Consider the following 21357-nt stretch of genomic DNA (forward strand, 5'->3'; position numbering starts at 1 on the left):
TTATGCTTATACGTTTCGTGTAACGGATACCATCCTTGAATGGGGCGGTATTCGTTTTTTATTTTAGAATATAAGAAAGTATAAATTTTTAATGAAAATCATCCTTATATTTCTTCTTGGGTTCATTAGAATTTTTATAGTAATGAGTAGGATTTTATATTCGCAAGCGTTTTCAGGTGAGGCATAATATGGATGTACCCGAGACGATCAGGGGCAAACAAAAAAAGAAGTATAAATAGGAGGTCAATGAATAATGAAAAAAATCACTTCCGTTCTATTAGCTAGTGCTTTGCTGGGTGCTGCTCTGACAGGCTGTGGTGGCAACAACAAAACTACAGATAGTGCTACAGACAAGGCAACTAACGCTCCAAAGACTGAGAACTCGGGCACTACAACAGAAACGCCTAAAGTTGGGGTCGCCATTTACAAATTTGACGATACTTTTATGACAGGTGTTCGTAACGCTATCGATAGTGCTGCTAAAGGCATCGCTACAGTAGATATCGTAGATAGCCAAAATTCACAACCAACACAAAATGACAAGGTTGACTTATTCATCACTAAAAAATATAACGGGATGCTGATTAACCCAGTTGACCGTACAGCTGCTGGCGTCATTATCGAAAAAGCAAAAACAGCAAACATTCCAGTGGTATTCCTTAACCGCGAACCGCTTCCTGAAGATATGAAGAAATGGGATAAAGTTTATTATGTAGGTGCGAAAGCAGAAGAGTCCGGTACAATGTCCGGCCAACTGATTGTTGACTACTGGAAAGCACATCCTGAAGCGGACAAGAACGGCGACGGAGTTCTCCAATATGTAATGCTGAAAGGTGAACCAGGCCACCAAGATGCTGAGCTTCGTACTACTTACTCTATTCAAGCTATCGAAGATGCAGGAATCAAGGTAGAGAAACTGGCTGAAGATACAGCAATGTGGGATCGCGTAAAAGGACAAGAAAAAATGGCTGCATTCCTTGGCTCCCACGGCGACAAAATTGAAGCTGTTCTTGCTAACAACGATGATATGGCCCTCGGTGCAATCGAAGCTCTGAAAGCTTCTGGCTACTTTACGGGTGACAAATTCATGCCGGTAGTAGGTGTGGATGCAACTGCTCCTGCGATTCAAGCGCTGGAAGATGGAACAATGCTCGGTACGGTGCTGAATGATGCGAACAACCAAGGTAAGGCTGCCATCACAGTTGCTGCTCTGCTTGCTAAAGGCGAAACGCCTTCGAAAGACAATGTAGGCTTTGATATCACTGACAACCAATACGTATGGATTTCCTACAAAAAGATTACGAAAGACAACATAGCTGACGCTAAGTAATTAACATCGGCTACAGAGTTACTCATGATCATATGACAGCACGGGGAGCGGATAACCGCTCCTCGGTATTTCTTTTAGGCAGGGAACAGGATGGAACCGCTGTGCCTCTCATAAAAAAGAAAAAAAGCGTAGGGGGCGTAACAACATGGAAAAAGCTGAGTTTTTGCTGGAAATGAACAACATTACTAAAGAATTCCCCGGCGTCAAAGCGCTGGATGATGTTAGTTTAAAGGTCAGACCGGGTTCGGTGCATGCCCTTATGGGCGAGAATGGTGCAGGTAAGTCCACACTTATGAAATGTCTTTTTGGTATTTATTCACCGGATGCCGGTGAGATCTTTTTGGATGGCGAGAAGGCTTCCATCAGCAGTTCAAATGATGCGTTAAAAAGTGGTATTTCGATGATTCACCAGGAGCTGCATCCCGTGCCGTTCCGAAGTGTTATGGAGAATATCTGGCTAGGACGTTTTCCAACGAAGGGAATCGGACCGATTCAGTTTATTGACCATAAGAAAATGTTCACTGACACGGAAAATTTGTTTAAAGATCTGGATATCGACCTGAATCCCGAAACATTAGTGGGTAAGCTTTCCGTATCCAAAATCCAATCCATTGAAATTGCGAAGGCTGTCTCTTTTCACTCCCGAGTTATTGTAATGGATGAACCCACTTCTTCCCTAACCAGTGTGGAGGTGGAACATTTATTCCGGATCATACGGGATCTCAGAAGTAGAGGCGTAGCTATTATCTATATATCTCACAAAATGGAAGAGATTCTTGCAATCTCTGACGAAGTTACTATTATGCGTGACGGTAAAAAAATCGGAACTTGGCCAGCGGCAGAATTAACTACAGATCTTATCATTTCCAAAATGGTGGGCCGCGAATTGACCAGCCGTTTCCCTGAACGCTTCAACGTACCTGGCGAAGTATACATGAAAGTGGAAGGCTTAACCTCTCCGGAGGAAAGATCTTTTAAAGATGTGTCTTTCGAATTAAGACGTGGAGAGGTCCTTGGTATTGGGGGTCTGGTAGGTGCCCAGAGAACTGAGGTAATTGAGGCGTTGTTCGGTCTGCGAGCCTTGAAATCCGGAACGATCTCTATTAAAGGCAAGGATGTTACTATTAATTCTCCGAAAGATGCTAAGAAACACGGAATGGCTTTGCTTACCGAAGAGCGTCGTGTAACAGGCATATTTCCAGTCTTGTCTGTTCATGAGAATGGTGCGATTGCTAATCTACATCGTTATCAAAAACCGTACTTCCTGCTGAATAGCAAGAAGAAAAAAGTTGAAGTCGATAAAATGATTGAAAAATTACGAACTAAAACACCTACAACCAAAACGCTAATCATGAATCTTTCTGGTGGTAATCAGCAAAAGGTCTTGCTTGCTAGATGGCTGCTTACTGAGCCCGAAATCCTGCTTCTGGACGAGCCGACCCGTGGTATCGACGTAGGGGCTAAATTCGAGATTTACTCCATAATTGCCGACTTGGCGCAGCAAGGGAAGAGTATCATTATGATCTCCTCTGAAATGCCGGAGCTGCTCGGAATGTCTGACCGTGTCATGGTCATGTCGGAAGGACGGCTTACAGGAATATTAGAAGGCGAGCAAGCTACGGAAACCGAAGTTATGCGTCTCGCTGCACAGCATTAAGGAGTACGGATAGGAGAATATGTTTGCGTAATTTTAAGGGGGATCACTACTAATGAACGTTAAAAAAGCTCAATCCTTTGTGACTCAAAACGCAATTTACATCGTGCTGGTACTGCTGATTATGGGGATCATCATATATGATCCAAACTTTATGTCCATCAACACCCTGCGTGACGTACTGATTCAGTCGTCTACACGCGTTATCATCGCACTTGGGGTTGCCTTTATCCTTATTACGGCAGGTACTGACTTGTCAGCTGGACGGGTGGTTGGTTTTACGGCGGTTATCTCCGCTTCCATGCTGCAAATCCCAGACTATTCCCGTCGTTTTTTTCCAGATCTTCCGCAAGTGGAAGTATGGCTCCCAATCCTTATTGCTATCGTTGCTGGTCTTCTCTGTGGACTTATAAATGGTATTGTCGTTTCCAAGCTTCATGTTCCGCCATTTATCGCTACCTTGGGTACAATGCTAATCGTGTACGGGCTGAACTCCCTGTACTTTGATATGGACCCGAACCAATCCCAGCCAATCGGCGGTCTGCGTCCTGATTTCACCAAGATCGGCTCGGGCTTTATCGGGAGCGGCCAATATTCAATCCCGTATATCGTGCTGATAGCCTTGGGTGTCGCTGCCATTGTGTGGGTGGTATTCAATAAAACCAAGCTGGGTAAGAATATGTATGCTATTGGCGGAAATATGCAGGCAGCTAAAGTATCCGGTATCGATGTATCCAAGAACCTGATTTACATCTATGCCATTGCTGGTGCGCTTTATGGTCTGGCAGGCGTTCTGGAAGCTGCTAGAACAGGTGGAGCAACTAATAACTACGGTAACATGTATGAGCTTGATGCCATTGCAGCTTGTGTAGTTGGTGGTGTATCTACAACCGGGGGTATCGGTACTGTACCGGGTGTTCTAGTGGGGGTTATCATCTTTACTCTCATTAACTATGGTCTGACCTTTATCGGCATTAGCCCGTACTATCAGTTGATTATCAAAGGTTTGATTATTATAGCCGCTGTCGCATTTGATATGCGGAAGTACTCTTCGAAGAAGTAGCAGCGTGGTCGCGTGGTGATTAAGGGCTAACTCCGGGGAATATTGGGCTTACGATCGCTGTTGTTCTCAGATTCCTTGATTGATACCGCGTTAGCGGTTGGAATCTGAGAACAAAGGCGACCACTTCGTTTCTACAGCTCCAAAATTCCCCTCCGTTATCCTTATCACCTCGCTGGGGTAGGGCAGAAGAAGCGTTTGCTAGTTATCGCAAACGCTTTTTGGCATGCCTGTTTCGATGGCTTCGCTTCGAAAAAGTAGCAGGTAAAACAAACAATTAACACTGTCACAAATAAAATTGCGACAACCAAAACTGCTATAACTAAAACTGGCGCAACAACACTGATACAACAACACTGATACAACAACACTTCTGCAACTAACACCGTCACAACCAACTTCACTATACCCAATACCGCTACAACAACATCGTGCGAACACCTTCGGCTACTGCCGCCAGTAATCCTATAGCGACTTAGCCACGTCTTAGACCAACTTATAATACATGCAGATACTTGACTTGTTTTTGTTTGAAATGTGACAAATGAACGGTAAAAATCCCGTAGAATCGGCGGAATTGAGCTAAAAGTGGTAAAAGAACGGTAATAATCCCGCAGAATCGGCTGAAATGAGCTACAAGTTGCAAAAGAACGGTAAAAATCCCGTAGAATCGGCTGAAATGAGCTAGAAGTGGTAAAAGAACGGTATTAATCCCGTAGAATCGGCTGAAATGAGCTACAGGTGGCAAATGAACGGTAAAAATCCCTTAGAATCGACGAAAATGAGCTATATGAAGCGGATGCATGAAGAAACAAGGGCATAAATACCCCAGAAATAGCGGAAAAGAGCCCTAGTGGAAGAATAAGGGGTATAAATGCCCCAGAAATAGCGGAAAAGAGCCAAAGTGGAAGAATAAGGGGTATAAATGCCCTAGAAATAGCCGAAATGAGCCATTGTAGAAGAATAAAGGGTATAAATGCCCCAGAAATAGCCAAACGAGTCATTGTGGAAGAATGAAGGGCATAAATGCTCTAGAATTAACCGATAGGAGCAACGTGAAGCCTTGAATTCGTGGTGAGACTGAGTTGACGAAAAACGTTAATAGCAGCTGAGAGAACGGCATGATTGCGTGCAAGCGCTAGCGTTCGTTCTTCTCTTTATACTTTAATGCGCATGTGGTACAAATCAATAAATTTGGAGACAATAGCGATAGGAGCAACGTTTCGTTCTCGGAGCGAACGCCCAGCACGAACCGCCATCCTCAATCACACTCCCTTACTAACTCCACACCTCCTACGTTACTCCACACCCCGATCCAAGTACGCTTTGACAATAGCCCTAGCAAATCTCCCGCCTCATCTTGTCATACTTCCGCACCCCACGAACGCGTGAATCCTCCAAACCCGACTCCCCCGCGGCCCGATCCATCCTCAAGTGCATCCCGCAAATCCCAGGAGTCACACGAATCCCCACACCCTGCACTCGTACTCGCCCCGTAGCTCAATCCATCTTCAATCACACTCCCTTATTTACTTAACGGCTACTATGTTACTTTCCACACCACGACCCGAAACTTCGCGCTGCACCCCAAACCCGCATCGCAGCCCTAACCATTCTCAAGCGCATCCCACAAACCCTAGGAGTCACACGAATCCCCGCACTGTCACATCCCCCGTCACCAGCAATGCCACCAGTCTTTGCCCCCGTCCAACCTCCCACGGTGCAACCAGTATCGACACACCTAACACGCTTAATGCGTTTTCACCTTTCTCCCACACCTCAAAGATCAAAATCACATAAACCAACATTCTCCCATATTCTATAGGCAAATGCCTTTGTTAAAGGGGAGCGACTCGATGTTAAGGATTAGATTGAATGAGCTGGGGAAAGGGAATGACAATGGTCCATTGCAAGCGGATGTATGGAGATGGGACGGCATTGGCTGGAACGAATATATTACGCAGCAAGAAGAAGATTTCATACGCACAGAAGAGGAACTGTTCGTTACGATCCCGGCAGAGGCGGGATTATATCGTGTAGACTACTCAAATAAGCCTTATGAGACGCCGTATGTATTACCGGAGTGGGTTGATGATGAATTAAGGAATACTGGGCTACATCCGGCGCCTTTTAATCTTAAAGAGGGTATGCTCTGGGGATATATTAACGACGAAGGTCGTGCTCAGATTGAACCTAGATACGAATATGCTGAGGATTTTCAGAAGAACGGGCTAGCAATTGTACAACGAAAAAACAGTAGCGGACTGATCGACAGCTCTGGAAGGGAGCGGGTGAAGCCCATTTACTCGTTTATTGCCCCTTTTTCGGAAGGACGCGCAGTAGTATCAGATGCGAAAGGGTACACATTTATCGATGAAAAAGGTAAAGAGGTGACTCCAGCCCGTTATGATTATCTAAACTCATTGCATGAGGGACTTGCATTATTTTCGAAACAAAATACAACGGGTGGTCCATCACTATATGGGTATGTAGATGCGCAAGGCAAAGAGGTTTTGCCTGCAATTTATGTGGACGCCAATGATTTCATGAATGGTGTGGCTTTAGTCAAGATTAAAGAGGGGGAGTACGCACTCATTGATCCTGAAGGGAAGATTCTCTATACGTACAATCATCCATTCGTAGGGAGTCCGGGTGATGGGCTGCTCTCCTATCAAGAGACTGAGAACGGTAAGTACGGCTATTTAAACACGGATGGAACAGTAGCTATTCAGCCACAATTTACTTCTGCCTTACCTTTCTCTGAGGGGCGTGCAGTGGTGAATACCGCTGAGAACTATGGCAACGCCTACGGGCTGATTGATAAACAAGGAAAAATGATTATCCCCGCGAAATATTATGAAGTCCTGCAGCTTGGTGAAGGTAGAGCAGCTATAGGAACACCAATATTCCCTAGTCAACCTTATCGAGGCTCACGTTACATTATCGCTGATGCAGAGACAGGAGCAATTCTGAGCAATCATACCCTGCTTGGTGTGAATAATTATCAGGACGGACTGGCATCTGTATATGATGCTAAGGAGACTTTTTTTATAGATCGAACTGGAAAAAGAGCAGCTCAGCCTCCAGTTATTCAAGGGACGGGAACACTTACCCTCAGTGGACGCCTAATTAGAGCAGATATAGATCAACGTACAGCATATTATGATCGTCAAGGGAAGCAGATTTGGAGGCAAAATGGAGTCATCCCACTTAGACCTCCGTATTCCGTAGTCGAGAAGAAGTACAAACCGAACAGGGATTATCTGGTTTACTATCCGGTTGTTGAAGGAATTGCAAGCGCGGAAGTTTCTAGAGAGGTTAATGATAAATTACGGAAGCTTTCGCTAGTCGAAGACCCAGGTAGTAATGGAGCAACACAGGATTTCAGTTATAATGGTGATTTTTCAGTGTCCTTTTTCCGCAAAAACCTTCTAGTGCTGGAGTTAACGGGATACCGTTATCCTTTTGGAGCAGCCCACGGCATGCCTACCAAAATCTATACACATACTAACGTACGTAACGGAAGGTTCTATAAGCTAGGTGATTTGTTCAAGCCAGGAAGTAGATACGTGGAGAAGCTCAGTAAAATCGTAGGTAAGCAGATTGAGAATGATCCTGAGTACTCCTATGTTTTTCCGGATACGTATAAAGGAATTACCTCAGATCAGCCTTTCTTTGTAGATAATGAAGCGTTATATCTTTATTTCGCACCTTATGAGATTGCTCCTTATTCTGCGGGTTTTCCTACTTTCCGTATTCCTTATGCAGAAATTATGGGACTTATCTCTACTGAGGGAGAATTTTGGCAGTCGTTTCACTAGTTACTTTTTATCTTTTAGCACATAGAAGTTGCTATTCTCTCGAGAATGGCGACTTTTTTTGCTTTTTAACACCAATATCGAATGCAATTCATGCTCAGGAAACTTACAATCAAGACTAGTAAATGTTAAAAATTAGAAGAGCACAGCTGATAGATTTATGCTACAATGACTGAGGAACAAATTACAACTTTGTAACATTTGTAGCTGGTCACTCTAAGCAGAAGCATATAGTACACACAAGAAAGAGGAGATGGCAGAATGAAGAACAAGAGATTAAGAGCAATTATTGGTGGTAGTGTAGCAGCTGTTATGGCACTTAGTATTTCTCTTCCACTCGAAGCGAATGCGGCCTCAACTGAGGTAACAGTAATTAAATCAGGTACTAGCTATGAGCAAGTTTTACAATATTTAAAACAAGCTAACCTACAGGGATTCCCTATTTTTAATAGCACAATCGTGGTGTCCAAGCCTCAAACAGGAACGGTTCCAAATAAAGATACATCTACCGGAACTCCGGTTACTAAGCCTTCGGATACAACTACTGTAACCAAGCCTGTAACTAAGCCTTCGGATACGACTACTGTAACTAAACCTGTAACTAAACCTGTAACTAAACCTACAGAAACTACACCTACTACAGGTGCTGCGAGCAATAAAGGAACTTATGTTCAACAGATCGTAACGCTGGTAAATAAAGAGCGTGCAGCAGCTGGTTTGAAGCCTGTTTCTGGGTTGGACAGCCTTCATAAAGTAGCAGCTACAAAAGCTACGGATATGCGTACTAATAACTATTTTTCACATACTTCACCTACGTATGGCTCACCATTCGATATGATGAAATCCTTTGGTATCACTTATAACGCTGCAGGCGAGAACATCGCAATGGGTCAAAAAACACCAGAAGAAGTAATGAAAGCATGGATGAATAGTCCTGGTCACAAGGCTAATATTTTGAATGCTAACTTCAATTATATCGGTGTAGGGTATGACAATAACTATTGGGTTCAAGAATTTATTGGTAAATAATTAAAAAAAATTGCTGGAATCAAACGTTCTCCGATGAAAATCGGGGAACGTTTTTTTGTACCCAAACTTTAATCGCTAAATTTTTTTGAGAATTTTCGTATTCAGATTCGGGTTAAATAAGCGGATTAGCTGGATTTATTTCTATTTTAGACATTTGCAAAACCGGTATGGAAGATTTATGTTTATGTACATAGTTAAGATCTTTGTAAAATGTGGAACAATACATAATAGAACGGCACACGGAGGGATGGCTTTGAATGATTCAAAGTGGACATGGCGCACGGTCAGCCTGATTTCCATAGTAACAACAATAATTCTAATTGTAGGTTTAGTTTATGCGGTCAGAGACATCATCTATCCGGTTGGAGAAGCGTCAGGGACCAACTTACCTCAGCAAACAGCCGCTCCAGTGACGGAGACGGTTAAGAAGCTCAAATTTGTTGCTCTCGGAGATTCGCTAGCCAAGGGAACTGGTGATAACACCGGAGAAGGATTTGTTAAGCGTACGGTTAGTGGTTTATCCGCTAAAGGTGTCGAAGTTGATTTACTGGGTAATATGGGAATTAATGGTTTAACAACTGCAGGACTGCAAAGCAAGCTGGATGAAGATGGTATAGATTACGCGCTGCATATGGCGAATGTCATTCTACTCTCGATCGGAGGGAATGATTTATTCAAGGACTCCAATATTTTGCAGAATAGTGGCGCACTTCAAAGTGAATCCACGACTGATCAAGAGCTGACTCCAGAGTCTTTGCTAGCAGCCCTTCCGGAAGCAGTAGAAAGATTAGGTAAGATTCTGGAGAAAATCACGGAAATCAATCCAAACGCTCAAATTTATTATATGGGGTTATACAATCCCTTTGGTGATATACCAGATCTACTTGTACCAGGTAATCAGGCGGTTGCGAAGTGGAATAATGCGGCAATGGATATTATTAATAAGCACAGCAATATGACATTGGTTCCAACCTTCGACTTGTTTAACAAGCATTTGGACAAATACTTATCAACGGATCATTTTCATCCGAATGGGGATGGCTATCAACGAATTGGAGAGCGATTCATTCAGGCTATACACTAGAAAAAGAAGTGAGAGCCAGCTTTCTAAGAATGATGATTTGTATTAGATAAAATATCCTTTGAGCAAGTACTAGCCAAGGAAATGACAGTAACAAGGAGCTAAGGAGAATATGACAAAAGCGAACAGTGGAGAATCCAGCCCGGTCGTCTTGTCTGTAGACGGGGTACGGAAAAAAATAGGGCGAAAGTGGATTATAGATGATGTTACGTTTGATGTGAGAGAAGGAGAAATTTTTGGCTTCCTCGGACCCAATGGAGCTGGGAAGACAACTACGATTAGAATGCTTGTCGATTTGATTCGTCCAAGCGAGGGCAAGATTACGGTATGTGGTTACAATGTGAACCGAAATCCGGAAAAAGCGTTGCAATTTGTCGGCTCTATCGTTGAGAATCCTGAGGTATATACCTATTTGACGGGATGGGAGAATTTACAGCATTTTGCCCGTATGCAGCCAGGTATAGATAATGCACGTATTAGTGAAGTCGTAGATATCGTTCGGTTGGATCAACGAATCCATGATAAGGTAAGTACATATTCGCTTGGGATGAGACAACGACTTGGTATAGCGCAGGCTCTTCTGGGACGTCCGCGTCTGCTTATTCTGGACGAGCCTACAAATGGCTTAGATCCAAAGGGAATTAAGGAGCTGCGAGAATTTATACGCAAACTAGCAGATGAGGGTTTAGCGGTATTTGTATCGAGTCATTTACTTAGTGAAATCCAGCTTCTCTGCGACCGTGTTGCGATTATTAGTAAAGGGCGAGTACTTGCAGTGGGTGCGGTAGATGAGCTGATCGCTCGAAATTCTCCGTATGTACTTTGGGAGCTGGAGCCTTTTTCTGAAGCTAGGGCATTACTGGCTGATCGCCCGGATATTCAGATTCAGAATCTGGAAGACGTTACCTTGGATGATTCAATAATTGCTGGTATGGGCCCGAATTCTTTAATCACAATTATGGAGCAGGATTTGATCCCCGAGATTGTGGCTGTTATGGTGACTGCTGAAATCGAAGTTAGGGCTGTGCATAAAATCAATCCGACACTGGAACAGCTATTCTTGAAACTAACGGAGGGTGAGAACGTTGAATAATATGCTTCCGCTAATCCGTAATGAATGTTTAAAAATCATAAAAAAGAAACGGTTTTATGTTATACTGCTGATTCTGATTGTACTGGTGCCTATGTTCACCTACGCTCAAATGCGCTCAGCTGAGCGTAGCCGAGATAAATTCAACTCCGATTGGCGCCTGGAGATCCAGCAGCAGATCATTGATAATCAAAATTCTTTGGGTAGCGACCGAATTCCAGAGGAATGGAAGACTTATCGGCGAATATTTGTACAGCAGCTTCAGTACTACCTTCACCATGATGTGAATCCGAACGAGCCAAGTGGCGTTACCTTTACCCGTGAGTTTATGGATAATTCCGTTACTTTATTTATTCCGCTGCTCATTATGGCGGTAGCCTCGGATTTAGTTTCTGCGGAGCGAACTACAGGGACGATCAAAATGCTGCTGACAAGGCCAGTTAAGCGTTGGAAAGTTTTGTTTAGCAAATTAGCGGCTCTGCTTATGTTTGTCTCGCTTATTGTGCTCTCCACCTTTGTGATCAGCTACCTTATCTCTGGTCTTGCTTTTGGATATAAGGGCTTTAATATCCCTGTCTTTACAGGCTTTAAGATCAGTGGAGACTCGGTGGATATGTCTACTGTGCATGCAGTACCACAATGGAAATATATGCTTATGCAAGGTGGATTGGTCTGGTTCGTAAGTGTCGTAGTTGCCCTGCTTGCTTTTATGATCTCTGTACTTGTAAGGAGCACTGCTGCTAGTATAGTGGTCATGATGGCAGCGCTGATCGCTGGAAATATTCTGACTAATATGGCTTCAGCCTGGACAACAGCGAAATATTTATTTATGGTAAATCTTGGACTGACCGGTTATTTGTCAGGAACTCCCGCACCCATAGAGGGGATGTCCTTGTCATTTTCCATGGCTGTACTGGCCGTGTGGGGGGCTGCTTCGGTGATCATTTCATTCGCCGTCTTTACGAAAAGGGATATTTTGAATTAGAATGTACAAAGTGACGAAAACGTTTGTTTGCATTTCTAGAGATATAAGAAAGTATAAGTTTTGCATTTATACTGTATGTCTTATATTTCTCGCTTAAAGGCTTACCGTCTTTATAAGGACGCCGAAGGCGTTAATGCTTGAGTATAGAGAAAAGAAGGAGGAGCATGAATGCTCGAACAGATCGATATGTTTGCTGAAGTTTCTAATAACGGCGAGAATAGCCGTACTGGATACGATGCTGACGACATTCAAGTGCTCGAAGGTCTGGTTGCAGTACGCAAACGACCTGGCATGTATATCGGCAGTACAAGTTCTTCGGGACTACATCATCTAGTATGGGAAATTGTAGATAATGCTGTGGATGAGCATTTAGCCAAGTATTGTACGAAGATTGACTTACTGCTTCGCAAAGATGGCTCAGTAACGGTGACGGACAACGGTCGTGGGATTCCAACTGGAATGCATAAGACAGGAGTGCCAACGCCGCAAGTTGTATTTACAATTTTGCATGCAGGCGGTAAATTCGGTGGATCTGGTTACAAGAAATCAGGCGGTTTGCATGGCGTAGGGGCTTCAGTAACGAATGCTTTGTCTGAATGGCTTGAAGTAGAGATTTATCGTGAAGGCAAAATCCATCGTCAACGGTTTGAATATTGGGTGGACAAGAAGGGGAAAGAGCATGTTGGCGAACCTGTAACGGGCCTTGAAATTCTGGGCAACACCAACAAAACCGGTTCGAAAATTACTTTTAAACCGGATATTCGCGTCTTTCCAAATGGAATTGCCCTGAATTATGATACGCTGGCAGAGCGAGTACAGGAGATTGCCTTTCTGAATTCCGGTCTGCGTATTACGCTGCATGATGAGCGGAGCAATCGTCAGGATGAGTTCTTTTACGAGGGTGGAGCAAGCCAATTCGTACAGTTCCTGAATGAGGGCAAGGATGTTCTACATGATGTTATTCACTTCAGCGCTGAAAAGGACGATATCGAAGTGGAAGTAGCCCTTCAGTACAATGGAGGCTATACAGAAACCTTGGCTTCCTTCGTTAACTCCATTCCTACTCGTAGCGGCGGTACTCATGAGACAGGCTTTAAGACCGCGTATACTCGTGTGTTGAATGATTATGCCCGACGTACACAGCTGCTTAAAGAAAAGGATAAGAATTTAGAAGGAAATGATTTGCGCGAAGGTATGATGGCTGTCATTAGTGTCAAAATGTCCGAGGTTGAATTTGTTGGACAGACGAAGGATCAGCTTGGTAGTGCTTCTGCTCGTAGTGCAGTAGACTATATCGTATCTGAGAATATGGCTCGTTTTCTGGAAGAAAACCCGCAGGTAGCACAGAGCCTTCTGAAAAAATCAATTCAGGCCTCGAAGGCTCGGGAAGCGGCTCGCAAAGCCCGCGATGAGATCCGTACAGGTAAGAAACGTAGCGAGAGCTCGAATCTTGGCGGAAAATTATCACCTGCGCAGTCTAAGGACGTTACACGAACTGAGCTGTTTATCGTAGAAGGTGATTCAGCTGGTGGCTCAGCGAAGCAAGGCCGTGATTCAAAGATTCAGGCGATCTTGCCGCTAAAAGGGAAACCGATGAATCCGGAAAAAGCCAAGCTGCTGGATATCCTGAAGAACGATGAATATAAAGCGATCATTTCCACGATTGGTGCAGGAATTGGTCCGGATTTTACCGTCGAAGACAGCAATTATTCCAAAATTATCATTATGACCGATGCGGATACAGATGGAGCGCATATTCAGGTGCTGCTGCTGACATTTTTCTATCGTTATATGAAGCCGTTAATAGATGCAGGAAAGGTTTTTATTGCTCAGCCTCCGCTTTATAAGCTGACCCGCAAAACGGGCAAGCTGGAAACCGTTAGGTATGCATGGAGTGATGAAGAACTGCAAAATTACTTAAAGGAATTCGGCAAAAACTTCGAGCTTCAGCGTTATAAAGGATTGGGTGAGATGAACCCTGATCAGCTGTGGGAAACAACGATGAATCCAGAATCGCGTACACTGCTTCAGGTGCAGATTGAGGATGCTGCTAAGGCTGAGCGTCGTGTTTCTACACTGATGGGTGATAAAGTCGATCCACGTAAACGCTGGATTGTTGAAAATGTCGATTTCACTGAAATTGTAGAGTAGTTGCAGTTAGTAGTGCTGCAAGTGACGAATACTTCCACTATTTTTAATTTTTTGGTGATAGGCAAACGGAGTGGCGGAATCGTTCTGGAGGAGCGTTAGCGTTCGCCTTTGTTTCCGGATTTTATCTGCTAACAGCGGTATAATCAAAAAATCTGGAAACAACAGCGACCGGAAGAATGATCCGCAAAGCGAAGTGAAAGAATATCACCAATCTTTAAGAAAGTGGACAGATTGAGGAACAGAAGGTGAGCCAAGTGAGTAGTTTATCAGAACAATTTTTGCCGGCTTTTCTGGAAGAGGTCGTCGGTGACCGCTTTGGTCGGTATTCCAAATATATTATTCAGGACCGGGCGATTCCCGATGTCCGCGATGGACTTAAGCCTGTACAACGCCGTATTCTTTATGCGATGTACGATTCTGGCAACACGCCTGACAAGCCGTACCGTAAGTCGGCCAAAACCGTCGGGGATGTAATGGGTAATTACCATCCACATGGTGACTCCTCGATTTACGACGGTATGGTTCGTATGGCACAGCCATGGAAGATGGGGCATGTTCTTGTTGACGGTCATGGCAACTGGGGCTCGATGGACGATGACCCAGCTGCGGCAATGCGTTATACAGAAGCACGCTTATCTCCGATTGCAATGGAGATGATGCGTGATATCGAGAAGCGGACGGTGCTGTTTAAGGACAACTTTGACAATACAGCCAAAGAGCCTGTGGTTGTTCCTTCCCGGTATCCGAATCTACTCGTAAACGGCACGAGCGGGATTTCCGCAGGCTTTGCCACTGAGATTCCGCCACATAACCTACGTGAGGTTATTGATGCTTGTATCGCAGTGATGCAGAAGCCGGATATTGAACTTGAAGATATCATGACCTTTATGAAAGGTCCGGATTTCCCTACAGGCGGCACTATTATGGGCGGAGACGGCATCATGGATGCTTACCGCACTGGTAAAGGCCGTATTTATTTACGCTCCAAGACTGAGATTGAAAATATGCGTGGAGGCAAGCAACAAATCGTGATTACGGAAGTTCCATTCCAGATTGTAAAATCACGACTAGTTACCTCCATGGAGAATATTCGATTAGAGAAGAAAATCGATGGCATTGCTGAAGTTCGTGATGAGAGTGGACGAGAAGGACTTCGGATTGTAGTTGAACTCAAGAAAGAAGCGGATGCCCAAGGCGTTTTGGCGTATCTGCTCAAAAAAACCGATCTACAAATCACCTATAATTTCAATATGGTGGCGATTGTCAACAAGGCTCCGCAACAGCTTGGTCTTAAAGCCATCCTGGAGGCTTATATCGCGCATCAGCGTGAAGTAGTGACTCATCGCACCCAATTTGATCTGGAACGCGCAGAAGACCGTGCTCATGTCTTAGAGGGCTTGGTTAAGGCGCTGAATATTCTGGATGAGGTCATCGCTGCCATCAAAGCATCGAAGAACCGTCAGGATGCTCAGAACAATCTCGTGTGGATGTTCGGGTTCAGTGAACGTCAAGCGGATTCTATTCTTACCTTACAATTGTATCGTTTGACGAATTTGGAGATTACTTCACTCCAAAAAGAATTGGATGAAATGATGGCAAAGATTACACATCTGCGTGGCATTTTGGAAAGTGACAAGAAGCTCGTAGCTGTAATCCGTAAGGAATTGCTGGAGATCCGTGATAAATACGGGATCGATCGCCGTTCGCTGATCCAAGGCGAAGTTGAGGAGCTTAAAGTTAGCCTTGAAGCGCTGGTCAACGCAGAGGATGTGCTAGTAGCACTTTCCGCAGACGGTTATATTAAGCGTACAAGTATGCTTTCCTTTACCCGCTCTGGTGGGGAACGTCATACATCAGGCGTTAAAGAAGGCGATCATATCGTTAAGCTGCTCGATGTGAATACCCGTGACAGTCTGCTGGTATTTACGCGCAAGGGGCAGTACTTCTTACTTCCGGTTCACCAGATTCCAGAGTTTAAATGGAAAGAACCTGGTACTGCGATTGTTAACGTTATCGGATTGTCTAAAGGGGATGGAATCATTAGCGTGATTCCGGTCAATAATCTTGATGATCCGCAGCAAAGCCTCGTGTTTATCACCCGCAGAGGTCAGGTTAAGCGTACAGAGCTCAAGGAATACTCTACAAGCCGCTCTGGAGCCGTAGCAGCCTGTAAGGTAGCAGACGGTGATGAGATCATTACAGTGGCTACTAGTACGAATGACAAGGACATTGTACTCGTGACTCGCGAAGGAATGAGTATTAGATTCCATGAGAATGAAGTTAATCCTATGGGCCGTGTTGCATCCGGTGTAAGAGGCATTCAGCTTCGTGAGGGCGATGAGGTGATTTCTTGCTTCTGGGTCAGTGAAGATGAAGGTGAGATCCTTTCTATCTCCGATATCGGATATGCGAAACGTTCATTACTAGTGGATTATCCATCTCAAAGCCGCGGTGGCAAAGGGATGCCAACCTTTGAATTTAAGGAAGGCAAGCGAGTACGACCAAATGGCAGTAAATTGGCAGGGGCTTTCTATTGCAGAGAACCGCTGGAACTTAATGCAATTACACGGGAGAATGCACATCATACATTCTCTTCTGAATCTGCACCACTTGGAGAGCGTCGTTCTACAGGCAAACAGATTGTTCCTGTGGAGAAAAAGGATGAGATTGTTAATCTTTTCCCGGCAGTTAAGTAAAATAAACTAGTAATAAACAGATTTGTTAAAATAACTTATCAAGGCACTTAGTCAATTCTTCTTGAGAACTGACTAAGTGCCTTTTTTTAATTTTCCCGCTTATCAGTTTAGAAGATTTATTTTTCTTCTTTTGCAGGAAATGGAATTTGTTTCGCGAAAATGTAGTTATACCGGATAGAACCGCAAGGAAAGGAAGGAATCAGTGTGCACGCTTCTGAATTCAGTAAAATTTGGCATAAAATTTTAAAAGATTACAAACTACATATGGACAGTAATCTTGCCCCATCGCTAACGGATGCCCAACTCACAGTACTTGAACTGCTTCAGGAACGTGATGCCATGAAGCCTTCTGATCTGGCTCCACATCTGGCGACCAGTCCTGCAGCGGTTACTATGTTACTTGATCGGATGGAGAAAAATGGGCTTATCATTCGGGAGAGAGATGCTGCGGATCGCCGTATTGTATGGGTGAGTATAACGGAAATTGGAACGCAGGAGACTGTACGTGGTTTGAAGATCCGCAGTGATTTTTTTGCAGAAGCGCTTGATCCGATATCCTCTCATAACCAACAGCTACTACTCTATTTAATGGGCAAAATGGTTGTTACAACTGCACCGGAAGGTTCTACACCATGAATATATACAACAACTCTTTATTTCAAAAAAAGAAGGCCATCCATTAACGGATAGCCTTCTTTTGTAATTCCTTGGACCATAAATCCCATGGATGGGTTTGCGGAGGCAGGGAAATAAGTTCTACTTCTTCTTTAGTAACAGGGTGGGGAAAGCCTACAAGTGCAGACCACAGTGCAATTTGCTGTCCAGGTCTGTTCACCGAAGCTCCATACTTCTGATCACCGTATAAGGGGCAGCCGATGGAGCTAAGCTGCACTCGAATTTGATGTGAACGTCCGGTAAGTAAATCGATCTTGAGCAGGCTGTAACCCTCAGCGCTGCCAAGTACTGTGTAATCCAGAATGGCTTCCTTACCGCCGGGTGTTCCTTTCCGGACTACAGTGACGGTATTGCTCTTGGCGTCTTTAAGCAGCGTATCGGTAAGACGGCCATGAGATGCTGGTGGTTTACCGTGCACGACCGTTAAGTACACCTTATGAAAGCTGTGAGTTCTGACACACTCGGATAGTCTCGATGCTGCTTTTGATGTCTTGGCAAAGATCATTGCACCCCCAACCGGACGATCCAGGCGGTGGACTAGCCCCATATAGACGTTGCCAGGCTTGTTAAAGCGTTCCTTCACATCTTCTTTGAGCAGGTTGAGCAGATCAGGATCTCCAGTAGCATCCTCCTGAACAGGAATATTCACGGGCTTCACTATGCCTAGAAGATGATTATCTTCGTATAACACTTCAAAGCGCTTCGACATTCCGTCCAGCGGCTCGTTGCTGCCAGATAAATGCTGTGTCATGGCTTACGCCTCCCAGCGTCCCAGAATACCGCATGGCAGGTTCATGCCGGAGGAAGTGATCGGAAGACCGATTTCACCGGAGGTGAGCTTCCCGCCATAACGTTTCCCCATGGTCATCGACAACATATTACGTAGGACAGTTGGAGAAATCCCAGTGGTGTATGAATTGATTAGCATAAACAAAGGTTTGTCGCTCATTATTTGCATACAGCTCTCAAGGAAAGGATATAAGCTGGATTCCAGCTTCCACATTTCTCCGCCAGGTCCTCTTCCGTAGGAAGGCGGGTCCATTATAATCGCATCATACTTACTACCACGACGTTGTTCACGTTGTACGAATTTGAATACGTCATCCGTGATGTAGCGAACTGGACGCTCGCCCAGACCGGACAGCTGGACATTTTCTTTTGCCCATTGCACCATTCCTTTGGCTGCATCCACGTGAACAACAGAAGCGCCGGCACTTGCGGCGGCTACAGTAGCTCCACCAGTGTAAGCAAATAGATTCAGTACTGAGATCGGACGGTTAGCAGCCGTAATCTTGTCCATCATCCAGCTCCAGTTGGCCGCTTGTTCAGGGAATAACCCTGTATGCTTAAAATTTGTAGGACGTAAATGGAATTTTAATTTTCCGTAACTAATTTTCCAATCATCCGGAATTGTTTTCTTCATTTCCCATTGTCCACCACCGGCTGAGGAACGGTGATAATGACCGTGTACATCACGCCATTTCGCTGTCTCATTGGAGAGTGGCCAAATAATTTGTGGATCCGGACGGCGCAGAATAATGTCACCCCAACGTTCAAGCTTCTCTCCACCGCCAGTGTCAATTACTTCATAGTCTTTCCAGTCGCTAGCTATATACATTTTTTAATCCATCCTTCAAAAATTCATTTAGCCTTTATTGTACATCATTTCACCATATAGCTACAAACAAAATACGCACAAGCTCAACACTCTACTTATTTTATCCAATGAAGATTATGTGTATAATATTTCCATGCTCACAGCTATTATTCTGGTAGATCAAGCAATGATTGTGTATGATCAGATATCAGAGTCTTTACAATATTTATGATCGGAGAATAGCAGCTTATGTTCAATCTTGCGCCTCTATATTTCCCGATAACTGCAAATCCAGCACAAACTAGTGAATTTCTACCCAGTCAAGCTTTGCAGCCATATATTCGCTGTTTCTGGGGTTCTGATACACCGCGTATTCCTACAGAGGCATCCGTTCACGTAGTGGACAAGGCATCTGGTTACGAACCTCGAATGGAAACAATTATTCCAGATACATGCATGGATATTATTTGGAATCTGAATGAATCGACAGGCTTAACAACTACCGTTTTTTCCGGCATCAATGATGCTCCTTTTGAAGTCCCTTCAGACAGAGGGGAAGGTATGATCTCAACCTTTGGTATCCGATTTCATTTCTGGGCCGTTCATTTTTTTGCAGATGACCATCTGCGGGATGTCCTGAATGCATTTGTAGATGTGGACCAATACTTTTGTACTTTTAAAAAAGAGCTAGGACTTCTGCTGGAACAAGCAAATTCTATGAATGATAGGATAGTGGCAGCTGAGGCTTATCTTTTTCAGCGTCTTGAGCGTGGTGGACGGACTAATGATCGGATGATGAATGCAATTTATACCCTAATTAAACAAAAGGGTGTGGTAACAGCTGAGGATTTGGAAACCAGCTCTAATCTAAGCCGACGCCAACTCGAAAGACTTTTTCAAGAATACATAGGTGTATCACCTAAAAAAACAGCTGACCTTGTGCGATTTCAGAATGTATGGCGGGAAATGTATCAACTGCCTGTGCAGACGAAGAATATGCAGGAACTTATTTTTACGTATGGATTCAGCCACCAGCCTCATTTTATAAACAGTTTCAAGAAATATGCAGGAAGAACACCACTTGAGGCTTTAGTCTATGCGGGCAGATAAATGTCGCAATTTTGCAATACAAAGGGTGCTAGCCTTGTTAAACTCAAGTAAGAAATGGGCACTATGATGATGAGAATGAAAGGGGACAAATTATGATTTCGTCTTTTGAAGGTACTAACATCTACACTAAGGATACTGCTGCGTTGGCTGCATTTTATTCGGAGGTGCTAGGGATTCCAATTCCGTTCGAAGGCTACGGCAATTTTGATGGCGCAAAGATTGGATTCGACAAGAAGCAGCCTGGAATCATCATTTGGGATGAGACGAAATGGGAAAAGCTCACGACTGGCTTTGTTAATTTAGTATTCAGCTGCGATAATCTCGATGAGACGTACGAGCAGTTAAAGGCTAAGGGACTGGATTGTCAGCCACCGGTTACGATGGCGTATGGCGGGAAAGAAATGAATTTCCGCGATCCAGATGGTAATCACATTACCTTGCTCGAAGGAGCATACTAAATAATTTTGAACAAAAAAGGGATTGAACGCAAACATCAACCGTGTGAATAAACGGGAGTTTGCGTTTTTTTTTATTTTATTCATTTGACAATGATAATCATTATCAAATAGAATGAGGGTGAAGCACACATCATTTAAATTTTATGTTTAGTAATGGGAGGAACAGAAAGATGACTAAAGTGCTAGTGGCATACGCCAGTCTAACTGGAAACACTGAGGAAATGGCTGAATTGATTGTAGAGGGAATACGCCAAGCAGGCGGTGAAGCCGTTTTGAAATCGGTCACTGAATGTAACGCGGTTGAGATAAATTCATATGAAGGCGTCCTGTTAGGGGCATACACTTGGGGAGATGGTGAGCTACCTGATGAAGCTCTTGATTTCTATGAGGAGATGGATGAGCTTGATTTGACCGCTATGAAATCAGCAGTTTTTGGCAGTGGAGACACAGGTTACGCGATTTATTGTGGAGCCGTGGACTTATTCGTGGAGAAGTTAAAGGAACGTGGAGCTGTGATATTACAGGATAGTCTTAAGATTGAATATGGCCCGAACGCTGCTGAAAAAGAAGCTTGCCGTCAATTCGGTCGTCAATTTATCGAAGCTTGTATGGTGGCATCATAG

The 21357-nt window shown here is 44.1% G+C and carries 16 protein-coding genes; 14 read left to right on the plus strand and 2 right to left on the minus strand.

Annotated features, from left to right (window positions below):
* The first annotated feature begins 253 nt into the window (after window positions 1–253).
* From ACQKMP_RS11325 to ACQKMP_RS11375, 11 genes are all read left to right on the plus strand, one after another.
* Window positions 254–1330: a galactose ABC transporter substrate-binding protein gene (locus ACQKMP_RS11325; protein ID WP_143764073.1), complete on the plus strand. Its 1077-nt coding sequence runs from the start codon at window positions 254–256 to the stop codon at window positions 1328–1330.
* A 145-nt stretch (window positions 1331–1475) separates the two neighbouring features.
* The gene (locus ACQKMP_RS11330) at window positions 1476–2987 is read left to right on the plus strand and encodes a sugar ABC transporter ATP-binding protein (RefSeq protein WP_042190063.1); all 1512 of its coding nucleotides are present in this window, start codon (window positions 1476–1478) and stop codon (window positions 2985–2987) included.
* A 52-nt stretch (window positions 2988–3039) separates the two neighbouring features.
* On the plus strand, window positions 3040–4047 hold the full coding sequence (gene mglC, locus ACQKMP_RS11335; RefSeq protein ID WP_339266122.1) for a galactose/methyl galactoside ABC transporter permease MglC: 1008 nt from the start codon (window positions 3040–3042) through the stop codon (window positions 4045–4047).
* 1853 nt (window positions 4048–5900) lie between these two features.
* The gene (locus ACQKMP_RS11340) at window positions 5901–7865 is read left to right on the plus strand and encodes a WG repeat-containing protein (RefSeq protein ID WP_339266119.1); all 1965 of its coding nucleotides are present in this window, start codon (window positions 5901–5903) and stop codon (window positions 7863–7865) included.
* Between the two features lie 258 nt (window positions 7866–8123).
* Window positions 8124–8891: a CAP domain-containing protein gene (locus tag ACQKMP_RS11345; protein WP_427469379.1), complete on the plus strand. Its 768-nt coding sequence runs from the start codon at window positions 8124–8126 to the stop codon at window positions 8889–8891.
* A gap of 247 nt (window positions 8892–9138) precedes the next feature.
* On the plus strand, window positions 9139–9975 hold the full coding sequence (locus ACQKMP_RS11350; RefSeq protein ID WP_427469380.1) for a GDSL-type esterase/lipase family protein: 837 nt from the start codon (window positions 9139–9141) through the stop codon (window positions 9973–9975).
* Between the two features lie 109 nt (window positions 9976–10084).
* Window positions 10085–11065, plus strand: a complete 981-nt coding sequence (locus ACQKMP_RS11355) for an ABC transporter ATP-binding protein (protein ID WP_042190050.1) — start codon at window positions 10085–10087, stop codon at window positions 11063–11065.
* Window positions 11058–12047, plus strand: coding sequence for an ABC transporter permease (locus tag ACQKMP_RS11360; RefSeq protein ID WP_042190048.1), 990 nt, complete (start codon window positions 11058–11060; stop codon window positions 12045–12047). Before ACQKMP_RS11355 ends, ACQKMP_RS11360 begins: the two co-directional genes overlap by 8 nt.
* Window positions 12048–12215: 168 nt before the next feature.
* Window positions 12216–14198 (plus strand): DNA topoisomerase IV subunit B, encoded by a 1983-nt coding sequence (parE, locus tag ACQKMP_RS11365; protein WP_042190046.1) that lies wholly within the window; start codon window positions 12216–12218, stop codon window positions 14196–14198.
* Between the two features lie 254 nt (window positions 14199–14452).
* Window positions 14453–16894 carry a DNA gyrase subunit A gene (gene gyrA, locus ACQKMP_RS11370; protein ID WP_042190043.1) on the plus strand — a complete coding sequence of 814 codons (2442 nt, stop codon included), beginning with the start codon at window positions 14453–14455 and terminating at the stop codon, window positions 16892–16894.
* A gap of 204 nt (window positions 16895–17098) precedes the next feature.
* Window positions 17099–17530: a MarR family winged helix-turn-helix transcriptional regulator gene (locus ACQKMP_RS11375; protein WP_076284605.1), complete on the plus strand. Its 432-nt coding sequence runs from the start codon at window positions 17099–17101 to the stop codon at window positions 17528–17530.
* A 43-nt stretch (window positions 17531–17573) separates the two neighbouring features.
* Here ACQKMP_RS11375 and ACQKMP_RS11380 read toward each other — a convergent pair whose 3' ends face one another.
* Together ACQKMP_RS11380 and ACQKMP_RS11385 are read right to left on the minus strand one after the other, a co-directional pair.
* Window positions 17574–18320 (minus strand): RluA family pseudouridine synthase, encoded by a 747-nt coding sequence (locus ACQKMP_RS11380; RefSeq protein WP_231573316.1) that lies wholly within the window; start codon window positions 18318–18320, stop codon window positions 17574–17576.
* A gap of 3 nt (window positions 18321–18323) precedes the next feature.
* Window positions 18324–19187 (minus strand): class I SAM-dependent methyltransferase, encoded by an 864-nt coding sequence (locus tag ACQKMP_RS11385; protein WP_427469381.1) that lies wholly within the window; start codon window positions 19185–19187, stop codon window positions 18324–18326.
* Window positions 19188–19415: 228 nt separating this feature from the next.
* Between ACQKMP_RS11385 and ACQKMP_RS11390 the strand changes: the two genes are divergently transcribed.
* From ACQKMP_RS11390 to ACQKMP_RS11400, 3 genes are all read left to right on the plus strand, one after another.
* Window positions 19416–20276: a helix-turn-helix domain-containing protein gene (locus ACQKMP_RS11390; protein ID WP_427469382.1), complete on the plus strand. Its 861-nt coding sequence runs from the start codon at window positions 19416–19418 to the stop codon at window positions 20274–20276.
* Window positions 20277–20368: 92 nt separating this feature from the next.
* Entirely contained in the window at window positions 20369–20734 is a 366-nt protein-coding gene (locus tag ACQKMP_RS11395) for a VOC family protein (RefSeq protein WP_042190035.1), read from the plus strand.
* Window positions 20735–20904: 170 nt separating this feature from the next.
* Window positions 20905–21357, plus strand: coding sequence for a flavodoxin (locus ACQKMP_RS11400; protein ID WP_042190032.1), 453 nt, complete (start codon window positions 20905–20907; stop codon window positions 21355–21357).

Source organism: Paenibacillus sp. NPDC101420, from assembly GCF_050277435.1.
Taxonomy (GTDB): Bacteria; Bacillota; Bacilli; order Paenibacillales; family Paenibacillaceae; genus Paenibacillus_AQ.

Bases quoted from the DNA above. Each gene is read 5' to 3' on its own strand.
- ACQKMP_RS11325 (WP_143764073.1), top strand. From the start codon at position 254: ATGAAAAAAATCACTTCCGTTCTATTAGCTAGTGCTTTGCTGGGTGCT.
- ACQKMP_RS11330 (WP_042190063.1), top strand. From the start codon at position 1,476: ATGGAAAAAGCTGAGTTTTTGCTGGAAATGAACAACATTACTAAAGAA.
- mglC (WP_339266122.1), top strand. From the start codon at position 3,040: ATGAACGTTAAAAAAGCTCAATCCTTTGTGACTCAAAACGCAATTTAC.
- ACQKMP_RS11340 (WP_339266119.1), top strand. From the start codon at position 5,901: ATGTTAAGGATTAGATTGAATGAGCTGGGGAAAGGGAATGACAATGGT.
- ACQKMP_RS11345 (WP_427469379.1), top strand. From the start codon at position 8,124: ATGAAGAACAAGAGATTAAGAGCAATTATTGGTGGTAGTGTAGCAGCT.
- ACQKMP_RS11350 (WP_427469380.1), top strand. From the start codon at position 9,139: ATGGCTTTGAATGATTCAAAGTGGACATGGCGCACGGTCAGCCTGATT.
- ACQKMP_RS11355 (WP_042190050.1), top strand. From the start codon at position 10,085: ATGACAAAAGCGAACAGTGGAGAATCCAGCCCGGTCGTCTTGTCTGTA.
- parE (WP_042190046.1), top strand. From the start codon at position 12,216: ATGCTCGAACAGATCGATATGTTTGCTGAAGTTTCTAATAACGGCGAG.
- ACQKMP_RS11380 (WP_231573316.1), bottom strand. From the start codon at position 18,320: ATGACACAGCATTTATCTGGCAGCAACGAGCCGCTGGACGGAATGTCG.
- ACQKMP_RS11385 (WP_427469381.1), bottom strand. From the start codon at position 19,187: ATGTATATAGCTAGCGACTGGAAAGACTATGAAGTAATTGACACTGGC.
- ACQKMP_RS11390 (WP_427469382.1), top strand. From the start codon at position 19,416: ATGTTCAATCTTGCGCCTCTATATTTCCCGATAACTGCAAATCCAGCA.
- ACQKMP_RS11395 (WP_042190035.1), top strand. From the start codon at position 20,369: ATGATTTCGTCTTTTGAAGGTACTAACATCTACACTAAGGATACTGCT.
- ACQKMP_RS11400 (WP_042190032.1), top strand. From the start codon at position 20,905: ATGACTAAAGTGCTAGTGGCATACGCCAGTCTAACTGGAAACACTGAG.